The sequence below is a fragment of the Streptomyces yerevanensis genome, assembly GCF_000716805.1.
Classification (GTDB): domain Bacteria; phylum Actinomycetota; class Actinomycetes; order Streptomycetales; family Streptomycetaceae; genus Streptomyces; species Streptomyces flaveus.
The window spans coordinates 120,967-134,677 of sequence record NZ_JNWJ01000021.1; the positions used below are offsets into that span (position 1 = coordinate 120,967).

At 69.6% G+C, this 13,711-nt stretch carries 14 protein-coding genes; 8 read left to right on the plus strand and 6 right to left on the minus strand.

What is annotated here, in order from left to right; genetic code table 11:
* The first annotated feature begins 214 nt into the window (after positions 1 to 214).
* Positions 215 to 877 carry a SigE family RNA polymerase sigma factor gene (locus OP79_RS22590; RefSeq protein WP_189323166.1) on the plus strand — a complete coding sequence of 221 codons (663 nt, stop codon included), beginning with the start codon at positions 215 to 217 and terminating at the stop codon, positions 875 to 877.
* The gene (locus OP79_RS22595; protein ID WP_245685412.1) at positions 874 to 2,196 is read left to right on the plus strand and encodes a hypothetical protein; all 1,323 of its coding nucleotides are present in this window, start codon (positions 874 to 876) and stop codon (positions 2,194 to 2,196) included. The genes OP79_RS22590 and OP79_RS22595 overlap by 4 nt, the downstream gene beginning before the upstream one ends.
* A 46-nt stretch (positions 2,197 to 2,242) precedes the next feature.
* Here the strand turns inward: OP79_RS22595 and OP79_RS22600 are convergent, their stop codons facing one another.
* Positions 2,243 to 3,079, minus strand: coding sequence for an SURF1 family protein (locus tag OP79_RS22600; RefSeq protein ID WP_033322255.1), 837 nt, complete (start codon positions 3,077 to 3,079; stop codon positions 2,243 to 2,245).
* Between the two features lie 85 nt (positions 3,080 to 3,164).
* Positions 3,165 to 5,036 (minus strand): S9 family peptidase, encoded by a 1,872-nt coding sequence (locus OP79_RS22605; protein ID WP_033322257.1) that lies wholly within the window; start codon positions 5,034 to 5,036, stop codon positions 3,165 to 3,167.
* 125 nt (positions 5,037 to 5,161) lie between these two features.
* On the opposite strand from OP79_RS22605, the gene OP79_RS22610 reads away from it, so the two are divergent.
* Complete coding sequence (locus OP79_RS22610) at positions 5,162 to 5,563, plus strand: nuclear transport factor 2 family protein (protein ID WP_033322473.1); 402 nt, start codon at positions 5,162 to 5,164, stop codon at positions 5,561 to 5,563.
* A 15-nt stretch (positions 5,564 to 5,578) separates the two neighbouring features.
* Here the strand turns inward: OP79_RS22610 and OP79_RS22615 are convergent, their stop codons facing one another.
* Positions 5,579 to 7,567 carry an NAD-binding protein gene (locus OP79_RS22615; RefSeq protein ID WP_051744820.1) on the minus strand — a complete coding sequence of 663 codons (1,989 nt, stop codon included), beginning with the start codon at positions 7,565 to 7,567 and terminating at the stop codon, positions 5,579 to 5,581.
* A 252-nt stretch (positions 7,568 to 7,819) separates the two neighbouring features.
* Between OP79_RS22615 and OP79_RS22620 the strand changes: the two genes are divergently transcribed.
* Positions 7,820 to 9,088, plus strand: a complete 1,269-nt coding sequence (locus OP79_RS22620) for a GNAT family N-acetyltransferase (protein ID WP_033322262.1) — start codon at positions 7,820 to 7,822, stop codon at positions 9,086 to 9,088.
* Positions 9,089 to 9,199: 111 nt separating this feature from the next.
* On the opposite strand, the gene OP79_RS22625 is transcribed toward OP79_RS22620, so the two are convergent.
* On the minus strand, positions 9,200 to 9,388 hold the full coding sequence (locus OP79_RS22625) for a hypothetical protein (RefSeq protein WP_033322263.1): 189 nt from the start codon (positions 9,386 to 9,388) through the stop codon (positions 9,200 to 9,202).
* A gap of 202 nt (positions 9,389 to 9,590) precedes the next feature.
* Between OP79_RS22625 and OP79_RS22630 the strand changes: the two genes are divergently transcribed.
* The gene (locus tag OP79_RS22630) at positions 9,591 to 10,508 is read left to right on the plus strand and encodes a winged helix-turn-helix domain-containing protein (RefSeq protein WP_078491947.1); all 918 of its coding nucleotides are present in this window, start codon (positions 9,591 to 9,593) and stop codon (positions 10,506 to 10,508) included.
* A 96-nt stretch (positions 10,509 to 10,604) separates the two neighbouring features.
* Here the strand turns inward: OP79_RS22630 and OP79_RS22635 are convergent, their stop codons facing one another.
* Complete coding sequence (locus OP79_RS22635) at positions 10,605 to 10,793, minus strand: hypothetical protein (RefSeq protein ID WP_033322267.1); 189 nt, start codon at positions 10,791 to 10,793, stop codon at positions 10,605 to 10,607.
* A 231-nt stretch (positions 10,794 to 11,024) separates the two neighbouring features.
* Here OP79_RS22635 and OP79_RS22640 point away from each other — a divergent pair, with 231 nt between their 5' ends.
* From OP79_RS22640 to OP79_RS22650, 3 genes are all read left to right on the plus strand, one after another.
* Complete coding sequence (locus OP79_RS22640; protein ID WP_033322268.1) at positions 11,025 to 11,903, plus strand: GntR family transcriptional regulator; 879 nt, start codon at positions 11,025 to 11,027, stop codon at positions 11,901 to 11,903.
* A gap of 32 nt (positions 11,904 to 11,935) precedes the next feature.
* Entirely contained in the window at positions 11,936 to 12,646 is a 711-nt protein-coding gene (locus OP79_RS22645; protein WP_033322475.1) for an HAD family hydrolase, read from the plus strand.
* A 136-nt stretch (positions 12,647 to 12,782) separates the two neighbouring features.
* Positions 12,783 to 13,448: a GntR family transcriptional regulator gene (locus tag OP79_RS22650; protein ID WP_245685413.1), complete on the plus strand. Its 666-nt coding sequence runs from the start codon at positions 12,783 to 12,785 to the stop codon at positions 13,446 to 13,448.
* 8 nt (positions 13,449 to 13,456) lie between these two features.
* On the opposite strand, the gene OP79_RS56045 is transcribed toward OP79_RS22650, so the two are convergent.
* Entirely contained in the window at positions 13,457 to 13,618 is a 162-nt protein-coding gene (locus tag OP79_RS56045) for a hypothetical protein (protein WP_033322270.1), read from the minus strand.
* Positions 13,619 to 13,711: the final 93 nt, after the last annotated feature.

A 13,711-nucleotide genomic window follows, 5' to 3' on the forward strand; every position in this document is an offset into this window, starting at 1 on the left:
GCAACCGCGCGGAGGGCGGGGAGCGTCTTTGCGGTCGCCCTTCAGGGGCGTCCGGACGCCGCGTTCACATGGGCATAAAGGAAGAGCTGGTACGCATGAGGGCATTCGACGCGCTGTCGGGCGCGCTGACGTTCGCGTCGGGGGGCGCGCGGCCTGACGCAAATGTGATGCCTGTCGCGTACAACCCTGACGGGGGTAAACGTGTCCAACTGGCGTGGCAGAGGTACTCGATTTCACAGCTGCGCGCGGCACAGCCCTGCGCCCACCCCGTCGGCCCCGCTTGTCCGGCGGGCCCGGCGGCATGCCGGTGATCGCGCCCATGCCCGCAGCCCGGCCCACCCGCATCCCGGATCAGCGCGAGGGCGTTGACGACGCCACGGCCGCGGGCACCACCGTCGACCATCTCACCGAGACCTACCGCGCCCACTACCGCTCGCTCCTGGGCCTCGCGGCGCTCCTCCTCGACGACACCGCCTCCTGCGAGGACGTCGTCCAGGAGGCCTTCATCCGGGTGCACTCGGCGCGCAAGCGCGTGCGCGACCCCGAGAAGACCCTCGCGTATCTGCGCCAGACCGTCGTGAACCTGTCGCGCTCGGCGCTGCGCCGCCGCATCCTCGGCCTGAAGCTGCTGACGAAGCCGATGCCCGACATGGCGAGCGCGGAGGAGGGCGCGTACGACCAGTTGGAGCGTGAGGCCCTGATCAAGGCCATGAAGGGACTCCAGCGCCGCCAGCGCGAGGTCCTGGTCCTGCGCTACTTCTCGGACATGACCGAGGCACAGGTCGCCGAGATGCTGGGCATCTCACTGGGCTCGGTGAAGGCGTACGGCTCGCGCGGCATAGCGGCCCTGCGCGTCGCCATGGAGGCCTCGGCATGAGCGACCACGATCGCTGCGACCGCGACGACAACGAGTACGAGCATGGGTACGGGCACGATCATGAGCGGCACGCTGGGAACGAAACTGTGAGTCACGGCCCCTCGGAGAATCCGGGCCCGCGGGAGCCGAGCGGGTCGGGGCAGTCGAACGGGCCGGGGGCGTCTGGCGCGCCGGGTTCGCCCCGCGGGGCGAGTGCGCCGAGTTGGTCAGGGGTCCCCGAGGCCTCGAGTGCCTCGGGCGTCTCCGGTTCGGGCGTCTCCGGCCCGGACGGAGCGGAGGGCTCCGGCCCGGAGGGCCTCGCGTCCGACGAACTGGCCCTGCGCAGGATGCTGCACCAGGCCGTGCAGGAGATCGAGCCCGCCGACGACGACGGCACACTGGAGCATCTGCGGCGCGCGGTACCGGCCCGGCGGGCGCGCAAGCGCCAGGCCGTCGTCGGCATGGCAGCCGCCGCGCTCTTCATCGGCACGGCGGTCCCGGCTCTCCTGCACGTCTCGAACTCCACCGGCCCCGACGCCGACCCCTCCATGGCCGGCCACCAGAGCTCACAGACCCAGGGCGGGGCCAGCCAGGGCGGCTCGGCCCAGGACAGCGAGGAAAGCGGCCCCGGCAGCTCTCCGGGCAAGGACAAGGAGAAGGACAAGGAAGACAAGAAGGAGACGCCGGGCGAGGACAAGGACGAGAGCAGCACCGGGGCCACCGGCGGAGCGGAGCCGACGGTCTCGGCCGCGAACGCCCCCGTCTGTACGTCCGCGCAGCTCGGCAACGCCACCTCGAACGTCGGCTCCCCGGACGCCGGCGGCGCCGTCTACGGCAGCTTCCGGATCGCCAACGTCTCCGCCGCCACCTGTACGGTCACCGGCTCCGGCACCGTGTCCGCTCTCCCGCAGGGCGCGGCGGACGGGGCCAAGATCCAGGTCGTCTCCCACAGCTCCGGCGACGCGGCGACCGGGCTGCCCGACCCGGCGACCGAGGTCAGCACGCTGGTACTGCAACCGGGGTCGGCGTACGAGGTGCAGTTCGCCTGGGTGCCCTCGGAGACCTGCCCGACCATTCCCGACGACCCCACGACGCCCGACGAGCCGACGCCCACGGACGGCACCACCACCGGCGGCGACAGCGGCGGTACGACCACGGGCTCGGAGGGCGGCACGGGCGGCGACGGCACGACCACGCAGCTCGCTCCGGAGGAGGGCGTCCAGGACGGCAGCGTCGTGGTGTCGAACACGGCGGTGGACGGCGCCCCGACGACTTCGGCGACCGTGCCCAACGCCTGCGCGGGAACGGTGTATCGGACCGGGATGCTGGCCGCGTCCTGAACGTGAGGTCGTGTGATGCCTGATGCCTGCTGGCTGATGTCTGAGGTCAGGCCGTGGGCGAGGCTGACGCCTTCGATTCGTCGTGCGCCGCGTCGGCGGGCTCGGCGGGCTCGCTCGGCAGCTCCTCGGTGAGGCCCAGCTCCGCGTCCTGCGCGAACTCCACCTCCCTGCGCACCAGCCGGTACCACATGAAGACCACGAAGCCCGCGAAGACGAACCACTCGCCGGTGTAGCCGAGGTTCTGGAACGCCTTGAGGTCCAGGCCCGTGTCCTGCGGCGCCTTCGCGGGCACCGCCGTCATCCCCGCGTCGGCCTCGGCGAGCGTGACCCAGGCGTCGTACACCTCGTACGGCACGAGGTTCACCAGTGACGCCGCACTGATCGCGCCCGTCTGGCCGGAGGGCAGACCACCGGCCGCGCTCACGCCGTCCGAGCCGGGGCTCTCGGACGCCTGGAGCGCGCCGGTCACGGTGACCTCGCCGGTCGGGGCGGCCGGGGCCTTCGCGGTGTCGGCGTCACCGGGCAGCCAGCCCCGGACCACGGGCAGGGCCTTGTCGTTGTCCGTGCGCAGCATCGTCAGGACGTAGTAGCCGCGCTTGCCGTCCAGCTCCCGGTCCGGCACGAGCAACTGCTTCCCGTACCGGCCCGTCGCCGTGGCCTGCTCGCCCGACGTCTCCTTGTCCACGGGAAGCAGCTCGGCCAGGGGCCGGGCCGCTTCCCGCTGGTCCTCGGACACCTTCTCCTCGGCCGTGCGGTGGCTCTCGACGCGGTCCTCGAACCGCCCCAACTGCCATGACCCCATGAAGACGCAGAAGGGGATGGCCAGCAGTACGAAGACGTTGATCGCCCACCAGCGGGGGGTGGTCAGCAGGAACCGGTACACGCCCTCCACGTTACGGGGCCCTTGCCCGCGGCTCTGGCGAGGGGTCGGCTGTCGCCGGGTCCCCCGGAAACGGCGCCCGCTGCTCTCACCTCCCCAGGTGCCGCTCCGCGAAGTCCAGTTCCAGACGGACCTGCTTGATGCGTTCGTCCACGACCAGGGAGCCGTGGCCCGCGTCGTAGCGGTACACCTCATGGACGGCGTCGCGGGCGGCGAGGCGAGTGACGTAGTTCTCCACCTGGCGGATGGGGCAGCGGGGGTCGTTGACGCCGGCGGAGATGTAGACGGGGGCCTTGACCGCGTCGACGTACGTCAGAGGGGACGAGGCCTCGAAGCGCTCGGGGACCTCCTCCGGCGTGCCGCCGAGAAGGGTGCGGTCCATCGCCTTCAGAGCCTCCATCTCGTCGTGGTACGCCGTGACGTAGTCCGCGACCGGTACCGCCGCGATCCCGAGGGCCCACGCGTCCGGCTGGATGCCGAGGCCGAGGAGCGTGAGATACCCGCCCCAGGAACCGCCGGTGAGGATCAGCCGGGCGGGGTCGGCGAGACCAGAAGTCACCGCCCATTCCCGGACAGCCGCGACGTCCTCCAGCTCGATCAGACCGACCCGGTGCTTGAGCGCGTCCGTCCACTCCCGGCCGTATCCGGTCGAGCCGCGGTAGTTGATCCGGATCACCATGTACCCGTGGTCCACCCACGCCGCCGGGCCCGCCGCGAAGGAGTCGCTGTCGTGCCAGGTCGGGCCGCCGTGGATGTCGAAGACGGTGGGCAGCGGGCCCGTAACTCCCGCGGGCCGCTGCACGAGGGCGTGGATGCGGCCGCCCGGACCGTCCACCCATACGTCCTGAACGGGCACTGATCCCGGTGACTTCATCCCGGGAGGGTCGAGGACGACTTCGCCGGACGTGGAGCGGACCACCGGGGGCTCGGCCGCCGACGACCACAGATACTCCACGCTGCCGTCCGGGCGGGCCGTCGCCCCCGACACCGTGCCCTTCGGCGTCCGGATCCGCTCGAGCCGGCGGGAGGCCAGGTCGTAGCGCCACAGCTCGCTGCGCGCCTCGTAGCTGTGCACGACCAGCAGTGCGGAGCCGTCCGGATACCACTCGGCGCTCAGATCGCCGTCCAGCCGCTCGGTCAGCGCCAGGTCGGTCTCCTCGCCGGACGCCACGTCCCACAGCATCGGCTCCCAGCGCCCGCGCCGCTGATGCCCGACGAGCAGCCGGGTGTCCCCGTCGACCGGGGCGAAGCCCAGCACCTCCAGGCCCAGCTCGACCGTGCCGCCCTTGGTGTCGTCCAGCTCCGCGACCGCCGAACCGTCCAGCCGCAGCACCCGCAGCGCCGAGTGCATCGCGTCGCCGTGCTCGGTGTGCTCGATCGCGATCAGCGAGCCGTCGTACGAGAGATCGCCGACGCCCGCCGACTCCCGGTGCCGGTAGATCTCCACCGGGTCTTCACCGGACCGGGCGACGTAGATCGTCGAACCGTCCTCATCGGTCGACCTGCCGACGACCGCCGTACGTCCGTCGCGCGCGAGCGCGAGTCCGGCGGGATACGAGGGGTCGAGGCCGGGAGCCGCCGCCTCGTCGGGGCCGGACGGGGCGCTCTCGTCTCTGTCGAACGGCTGACGCCGCCAGATCCCGAACTCGTCCCCGTCCTTGTCGTCGAACCACCAGATCCACTCGCCGTCGGGCGTCAGCACCCCGTCCGTCGTGCCGTTCGGCCGGTCCGTGACCTGGTGCTGGGCGCCCGTCGTGCGATCCCATGCGTACAACTCGTACGTCCCCGTCGCGTTCGACACGAACAGCGACCGGTGCGGTGCGTCCTGCGCCCAGTCGGGCAAGGACACCCGCGGCGCCCGGAAACGCTTCTCCCAGTCCGGCATGGCCTCGTCGTGCGGCATCGCCGCGTGGTGCGAGATGGTCCCCTCGTCCGGGTTGGCCCCGTTGCTCTCAGTCATGGCCCCATACTGCCCGCTGGGACCGACAATCCGCTGCCGAGGCTCCCAGCCTGTGGATAACTCGTGGGCTTTCTTGACTTCCGCAGGTCAGGGCGATTGTCAGTGGCGTCGTGCACTATCGCGGCATGACCTCATCGACCGATCCGAGCGAACTGACCGATCTGCGCAAGACAGTTGAGACCTTCTGGGCCACGGCCGAGGCCCGCGACTGGGCGGCCTTCGCGGAGACCCTCGCGGAAGACGTTGTCTACACCCTGCCCCAGACGCGCGAGCGCATCCGCGGGCGGGAGACGTTCGTCCAGTTCAACCGGGAGTATCCCGGCGACTGGCACCTGCGGATCGAGCGGATAGTCGCCGAGCCCGGGCAGGTTGTCACGTGGATCCACTTCACGACGGGCCTGGAGGAGATGTACGGCATCTCGTTCTTCACGGGGGACGACCAGAGCCGCGTCATATCGATGACGGACTTCTGGCCCGAGCCGTACGAACCCCCGGCGGGGCGCGAGCACTTGGTGGAGCGTTACTGAGGCGCGGTCGGCCACTTAAGGGTTCGTCCGTTCCCGGCGCCGGCGCCCCAGTAGTTCCGCGAGGCCGCGGCGGGTGGCGGCCAGGACCACGCGGTCGCCGGCGCCCATGACGTAGCCGGGCGGCAGGTCCCACACCAGGCCCGGTGTCCGAGCGGGGGCGTCCGGGGCGGGGCCGTTGGCCAGGTCAGGGCTGCGCTCGTCCGGGGCCGCCGTGTCCAGGGCGACGACCCGCCACGCCCCGGGGCGGAACGCCTCGGCGACCGTCCGGCCCTCCAACTGCGGGTGCCCGGCGACATCCAGGGCCGCGAAGAGCAGCACGCGGCGTTCGACGGGTATGGCGCCCAGGATCTGGCGGCCCATCATCGCTCCGGCGAAGGCGGGCGCGGCGAGGTAGGTGACGCTGCGGCTGCGGGTGAGCGCGTAGGGGTGGGCCGAGCGCAGGGTGCGGTACACCGCGGTGGCGAAGTCGTCGTCGTACAGCCGCAGGACGACGCGCAGATCGGGCCGCACCGTCCTGGCGTACAGGGCGGCTTCGAGGTTGGTGGTGTCCGCACTGGTCAGGGCGAGCAGTGTGTGTGCCCGGTGGATCTTGGCGGCCTCCAGGACGCCTTCCTGGGTGACGTCGCCGAGGACGACGGGCACGCGCAGGCGGCGCGCGGTCGCGATCCCGCGGGCCTCGGGGTCGGCCTCCACGCACACGACCGGGGTGTCGAGTTCGCGCAGCCGCGTGAGCACGCGCGTACCGATCTTGCCGAGCCCGAGCAGGACGACATGGCCGGAGAGTCCGCGGGGTGGCCGGCGCAGCGCGGATCCGCTGCGGAAGGTGCCGAGGGCTTCGAGGACCGCGGCGAGCAGCACGGGAAGAAGCAGCAAGCCGACGAGACTGGTGAGGAGTTGGAGGATTTGGCGGCCTTGGTCCTGGTTGAGCGCGGGCTCGTTGATGGCGAAGAGATCGAGCAGCGTCAGATACGTGGCGTGCAGCGGATGATCGCCCGTTGTCACCATCGACGCGATCACGAGCGCGACCACACAGCCCACCAGGCCTGCGAGCGACCAGCGCAGTCGCCGGGAGAACAGCGCGGCGAAGGGCAGTGCGGGCACGACGCCACGGCCCGTGGGAGCGGTGGGACCGGAATACGACACCGTTTCCAGGACGACGGTGCCGCGGCCGGTCGCGGCGGCCACGGAGCGTTCGTCGGGCAGGAGTTGAGGGCCGTGTTCACCGCTGCTGTCGGAACCGTCCGCGCCGGCTGGGTCGTTGGTCGTCGCCGAGAGCAGCGCGAGGGTGCACAGACCGGGGTCGGCCACCTGGCCGGGGCCCGGCGGCGGTCGTTCCATGGCCCGCAGCAACAGCCCCTCCGTCTGCACGACCTTGGAGGTCCCGGCCACCGCGGTCGCCGCCAGGGCGGGAGCGGCGGTGTCGGCGTCGGAGAGGACGGTGGTGGAGGCGTCGATGTGACCGGGCTCCCCGGAATCACCGGCACCGTCTCCGTCTCTGGTCCCGGTCCCTGCTCCCGCCATGGCCAGGGCCGAGGCCTGGTCCAGCAGGGCCTCGAGGTGCTGGCCCAGGCGGCGGTTGTAGAGCCGGATGACCAGGCGCAGCCGGGGGTTGAGGCGGCGGGCGGTGAGGGCGGCGCGGATGTTCGTCTCGTCGTCGTCGTACACGAGCGCCAGCGCGTCCGCCCGCTCGACGCCCGCTTCGGCGAGCACGGCCTCGGTCAGCTCGCCGGCCTCCAACGGCTCGGGAGGCGACCCATCACCGGCGGTCCGGCCCGCGGAAGCCCCGCCACCGCCACCGCCGCTGCCGCCGCCACTGCCGCCGTTGCGTGGCGCCCGGTTCACCGCCGCCGACACCCGGTCGAGCAGCGTGGACGCCCGCCCGACGACCGGTGGCCGTACGGTCCGCACGGCGGACGGTACGACCAGCGTCACCTGCTCTCCGTACACCCCGCGCAACTCGGCCGCCAGCCGGTGCGCCAGGGCATCGTCCCCGCACACCACCATGTGCGCGGCATCGTCCCTGGACCCGCTCTGATACGGAAGGCTCCCCACAACTGCACAGAGTGCCTCACCAGCACGGGTGGTTCCACCGCGGCCCCTTGACGGGCCCCTTGACGTATCTTCCGCTCGCCGCTCGGGAGTTGGAGGCGTCGGTTCGCGCGGCGACCCCCGCACCACCGCCACGACCCTCCGCCGTGATCCTGCCGACGGAAAACCCCTGGGGAAGCCCGTGCCCACCTGCCTAGGCTGACAGTCATGAGCCGCCGCCAGGACATACAGGACATAGACGTACGCCCGATCACCGGGACCGAGATCCCGGACTGGATCCGCGCGCTGAACACCGGCTTTCTGCGACCGCCCGCCGTCTCGGAGGCGGAGATCTCGGACCGGAGTTCGTACCTCGTGCCGGAGCGCACGCTGGGGGCCTTCGACGGCGGGCGGTGCGTGGCGACGTTCCGGTCGTTCGCGCAGAAGCTCACGGTGGTGGGCGGGGGCTTCGTACCGGCCGATGCCATTTCGAATGTGACCGTCACGTCGACCCATCGGCGGCGTGGGCTGCTCACGCGGATGATGGCGCGGGACCTGGCCGCCGCGAAGGAACGGGGCGACGTGGTGGCGACGTTGATCGCGGCCGAGTATCCGATCTACGGCCGGTACGGCTTCGGGCCGGCCACCACCGCCACCGAGTGGACGATCGAGGTGCCGCGGGCGGGACTGGATCCCCGGTGGGCGGGCCCGGACGACGGCGGGCGGATCGACCTCGTGGACGGCGAGGACGTACGCAAGATCGGTCCGGAGCTGCACGAGCGGCTCCGGCGGGTGCAGCCGGGGGTGGTCGACCGGGACGAGCGATGGTGGCAGGTTGCCACCGGTGTGCTGACGCTGGACCGGTCCGCGTGGACCGAGCCCTTCCACGCCGTGTACCGCAATGCGCAGGGCGAGGCCGAGGGCCTGCTCAGCTACACCTCGGACGGTGAGTGGGACGAGGGCAAGAAGCAGCCGCTGAACACGGCGAAGGTGAAGGGCATGATCGCGGTGTCGCCGGCCGCCGAGCGCGCGCTGTGGCAGCACGTCTGCTCGGTGGACTGGGTCACGTCGGTGAAGACGGGCTATCGCGCTCCGGACGACCTGCTGCCGCACCTGCTGCCGGACCCCCGGGCCGCGCGGCTCACCTCGCAGGCCGACTGGCTGTGGGTGCGGATCCTGGATGTCGTACGGGCTCTTGAGGCGCGTACGTACGCGGGTACCGGGACGCTCGTGCTGGAGGTCACCGATCCGGACGGGCTGTCGGCCGGGCGATACCGGCTGGACGCGTCACCGGACGGGGCGAGCTGCACGCGAACCACGGACGCCGCCGAACTCACGCTGGGCACAGGCGAGTTGGCGGCGCTCTGGCTCGGGGACGAGTCGGCGGTGCGGCTCGCCGCGCTCGGCCGGGTGGCCGAGTCGCGGGCGGGCGCCGCAACCACCGCCGACGCCCTGTTGCGTACGTCCAGGCGACCGTGGTGCCCGGACGTCTTCTGAAGTCCCTGTCACCTCCTCCCTCCGTAGCGTGATGGGAACGGACTGGCCGAGCTCCCGGCTCCCCTCCGGAAGGGAGCCCGGCCAGCCGGACTGTCGGACGGTGGCGTCCGGTCAGCCGGTCTGGGTGAGCAGCACCACGAGAATGAACGCTCCGATGCCGCCGATGTACGTGTTCTTGGCCTTGATGCCGATGGAGAGGAGAACGAACGCGATGAGGCCCATCGCCCCGAACTTCAGCTGGACGAACTGCTCGAAACCGATGATGAGGGCGGCGATGACGAGGGTGGCGATGAGCGGCATTTCGGTCCCTCCTTCGGGATGGGGACGCGGTGACCGGCGGTGACCAACTGGTCGATCCAGTCACCGGTGGTAACCAACTTCTCCAAAAGTCTGGCCATGTTGCCGAAGTTGGTGACCAACTCCAAGGGTTTTATCTCCGCCTGGATGCGTCTCATAACCACCTTCACGGTAACTGCCCAAAGATGGCGCGAAGTTGTACTGTTTGGTTGTGGACGCGAAACACGCCGCCGTCAATGGGCGGAATCGGTCTCAACGGCCCCAGCGACCACAGCGGTCACACCGAGAGGTCGCTGACGCGCTGCGCAGCCGGATCAGGTCCGGAGAGCTGCAGCCGGGACAGCGCATGCCCACGCAGGCCAGGCTGGCCGACGAGTTCGGCGTCGAGCGCGGGGCCGTGCGCCAGGCGCTGCGCATCCTGCAGTCGGAGCACCTGCTCTCCAACGTTTCCAAGGGCAGCCCGGCGACGGTCGCCCCGGACGTGGGCAAGGTCCTGCCCGGGCCGGAAACGCCGCAGCCCACGATGGTGGCGCTGGCGCCGCGGATAGCGGACGCCTTCACGGCCCCGCACGTGGAGATCGACGCCCTGTGCCTGAAAGCGGTCTCTCTCACGCTCGCCATGGGCGAACCTCTCCGCCTCATCCACGAGGGCCGTATGAAACCGGCCAAGGTCGACGTCCGGGTCCTGCTGCCGAGCCGCGACATCGACCTCGCCTTCCCCGTCCCGGTGGACGGCGGCAGCGATGACGACCTGGTGCACGAGCGCTGGCTGGCCCAGCGCAACGCCCAGGGCCAGGTGCTCCGCCACAACCTGCTGGCCTTACGGGCCTCCCACGGCATCGACGTCCATGTGACGTTCCGCGCGCTGCCGTTCACCCCGCCGGTGAAGCTGTACCTGCTCAACGGGGAGGAGGCGCTGTTCGCGTACTACACGCTCACGCGGCGCGGCGAGGAGATCGACCACGAGTACCTGGAGATGTACGACACCGAAGGCACGCAGTCCATGCTGTTCCCCTTCGAGCAGGGGTCCGCACTGCGGGACACCACCTTCGTGGAGCAGTCGCATCTGTGGTTCAACGCACTGTGGGAGACCATCAGTCTGGAGCTGGAGCTCACGAACTGAGGTCTCCCACGGGTGGGTCTTCGAGCGGAGGATCTTCGGGTGGTGGGTCTTTCGGAGGGCCGGTCGGCAGCTCGGTCGGGGCGGGGTTTTCCCAGCTCACATTGCCGGTCCCGCGACGAGTACGGCGAGCAGGACCGCCCCGATCGAGCTGCAGGTGTGGCTCTTCGTCTTGATCCCGATGCTGAGCAGAAGCAGGCCGAAGATGCCGACGGGTCCGTAGTGCCACTCGACGAGCTCCTCGAAGCCGACGACGAAGACTGCGGGGATGAGTGCGATGGCGGGCATGGTGGATCCTCCTTCGGGCAGTGCCTGGCTTCCAGGGGCGGGCGGGCAGAGCGGACAGAGCAGGTACTTTCGGGCGCGTACTGCGTATCTGCCAAGTGCTTGCGAAAGGAGGGAAGCATTCCGCCATCTTGGCCTAGTTGGTTGCCAACTATGGTTAACTTACCCCAAGTTGGTCGACGTTAACCGGCAAGTAGCGAACAACTCGCCTAAGATGGAGCAAAGTTATAGCGTTTGGTCGTGACCCAGGAGAATGTCGCAGTGAACGGCAGCAGAAGGCTCTCGCCCCAGGAGATCGCCGACATCCTGCGGGACCGCATCCGCAGCGGCGAGCTGAAGGCCGGCGATCGCCTGCCCACGCAGGCCGAACTCGCCGATGAGTTCGGCGTGGAACGCGGCACGGTCCGCCAGGCCCTCCGCGCCCTCCAGGAAGACGGCCTGCTCAGTAACGTCAGCAAGGGCAGCCCCCCGCGTATCGCCGAGGTGACCCCGTCCACCGACAAGCCCCAGTCGACGATGGTGGGCTTGGCCCCGCAGCTGATGGAGGCCTTCAAGGCCAAGCACGTACGCATCGACGCGGCCTGCCTCACCGCCGAGACCCTGCTGACGGCCCTGGGTGAACCGGTGCGCCGCATCCACGCGGGCGACCTCCGCCCGGAATCCATCGACGTACGCATCCTGCTGCCGTCCCGGGACATCGACCTGGCCTTCCCCGTCCCGGTGGAGGGACGCGGCGACGACGACCCGGTCCACCGGCGCTGGCTGGAGCAGCGCAACGCCCAGGGCCACGTCCTGCGCTACAACCTCCTGGCCCTGCGCGCCTCCCACGGCATCGACGTCCATGTGACGTTCCGCGCGCTCCCCTTCACCCCGCCGGTGAAGCTGTACCTGCTCAACGGCGTCGAGGCCCTGATCGCGTACTACATGCTGACGCGACGCGAGGAGGAGTGGGAGAGCGGAACCCTGGACATGTATGACGCGCTGGGCTACGAGTCCCTGCTCTTCTCCTTCGAGAAATCCGCCAGTGAACGGGACGCTGCCTTCGTCGACCAATCCCAGAAGTGGTTCGACGCCCTCTGGGCAACCATCACCACTGACCTGACACTCTCCTAGTGACTCCTGATACGAAGCAGCAGACTGAGCTGGTGACAGTAGAGACAGAGAAGTTGAGGGGATTGATCGCCGGAGCACGCTTCGTGCTCTTCGACTTCGACGGCCCGATATGCCGGTTGTTCGCGGGGCACACGGCGGAGCAGGTGGCCAAGGACCAGGTGCGGTGGCTCGAGGAGAGAGGGTTGCGTGGGCTCCTCACGGAGGAGGAGCAGGCCGAACCCGATCCGCACGTCGTGCTGCGGATGGTCGATCGTCGGCATCCTGACAGTGATTTGGTGATCGAGCTGGAGAAACGTCTCACCCTGCAGGAGCTGAGGGCCGTGGAGTCGGCGTACCCCACGGCCCACGTGGATCCACTGATCCGGACCTGGCGCGCGCTGGGGGCACGGCTGGCCGTCGCGACCAACAACTCCCCGCTGGCGGCCACCCGTTACTTGACCACCCGCGGCCTGACGGAGTGCTTCGCCCCGCACATCTACGGCCGCACGCAGGACCTCTCGCTCCTGAAGCCGCATCCCCACTGCCTGAACCGCGCCTTGAGCGCCCTGGGCGCCGAGCCCTCCGAGACGCTCATGATCGGTGACGCGGCAACGGACTTCCAGGCGGCCGAGAGCGCCGGGGTTCGCTTCATGGGCTACGCGCGTAATGAACACAAGGAGAAGCTGTTGCGGGCGGCTGGAGCCGAGGTGGTCGTGGGGTCGTTCGAGCCCGTGCTGGGGATGCTCCGTGACCGGAGGCGGTGAGGCGAACGATCGTGCGGCCAATTGGGCTGGTTTGCGTGATGGTTGGCGGCGGTACGGTCGCTGTGTGGGCGGGGACTGGAGGGGGGACCGGGGTGGCAGGGAGTTCGAGCGGGTCCTGGACGCGCTCCGAACTCGCTTGACCGACGGCACGTACCAGGTCGGCAACCGGCTGCCGCCCCAGCGAGAGCTTGCCGAAGAACGAGGGGGCCGCGCTGTGACGCTGGGCAGCCTCATCAGTGAGGCGTTCGAGCAGCCCGAGATCACCCTGGACGTTTACACACTGACCTCCGAGTCCCTCGACGCCCATGTCAGAGTGCAGGCCGAACGAATCCGCGCGAGAGGGACAGCACCGCAGCGCATCGCCCTGCGCATGCTGCTGCCGTCCGAGGGACTGGAGTTGCCCTACCCGCGAGCCAAGGACCCCGCCTACAACGAGGACGTGCGTCAACGCCTGCTCGGCATCACCCGCCAGCACACGGCTTCGCTGCGACGCGCCCTACGGGAACTGCGAACCGAGGGCCTGGTCCCCACCGTTGACATCGAGATCCGGCATGCGCCGCTGGTCCCCACGTTCAAGCTCTACCTGTTCAACGGTGCCGAAGTACTGCAGGGTCCGTACGAGGTCCTCATGCGCCGCATTGAGCTGGACAGCGGCGAGGAGATCGATACCCTCGACGTGCTCGGCTTCGGAGCCACCCTCACTCACTACGTCAAGGACGACGACCCGAATTCACAGGGGTCGGTCTCCGTCGCCAGCATGCAGTCCTGGTTCGACTCCGCCTGGAACCTGCTTGCCGAGTAGGCCGATTGTCAGGCCTGAAGCATCAGCAGAACGAACAGTACGGTGCCGAAGAGCAAGCACGTCGAGTTGCGGGTTCGGGCACCACAGGTGATCAGCAGAAGACAGAAGACGCCCATGGCCCCGTACCGCCATTGGATCAGCTGCTCCAAGCCGAATTGAAAGATGACCATCCCCCACCCCTTGAATGTCCAGTTAAGCGATCAATTCTCAGTCCAATTGGACTGGTTTACTACAAGGTTGTTGTGCCCTGCCGGTTTGATCGC

Coding starts and splice junctions, on each gene's coding strand:
- OP79_RS22595 (WP_245685412.1), top strand. CDS start 874: ATGAGCGACCACGATCGCTGCGACCGCGACGACAACGAGTACGAGCAT.
- OP79_RS22605 (WP_033322257.1), bottom strand. CDS start 5,036: ATGACTGAGAGCAACGGGGCCAACCCGGACGAGGGGACCATCTCGCAC.
- OP79_RS22610 (WP_033322473.1), top strand. CDS start 5,162: ATGACCTCATCGACCGATCCGAGCGAACTGACCGATCTGCGCAAGACA.
- OP79_RS22615 (WP_051744820.1), bottom strand. CDS start 7,567: ATGGTGGTGTGCGGGGACGATGCCCTGGCGCACCGGCTGGCGGCCGAG.
- OP79_RS22620 (WP_033322262.1), top strand. CDS start 7,820: ATGAGCCGCCGCCAGGACATACAGGACATAGACGTACGCCCGATCACC.
- OP79_RS22625 (WP_033322263.1), bottom strand. CDS start 9,388: ATGCCGCTCATCGCCACCCTCGTCATCGCCGCCCTCATCATCGGTTTC.
- OP79_RS22635 (WP_033322267.1), bottom strand. CDS start 10,793: ATGCCCGCCATCGCACTCATCCCCGCAGTCTTCGTCGTCGGCTTCGAG.
- OP79_RS56045 (WP_033322270.1), bottom strand. CDS start 13,618: ATGGTCATCTTTCAATTCGGCTTGGAGCAGCTGATCCAATGGCGGTAC.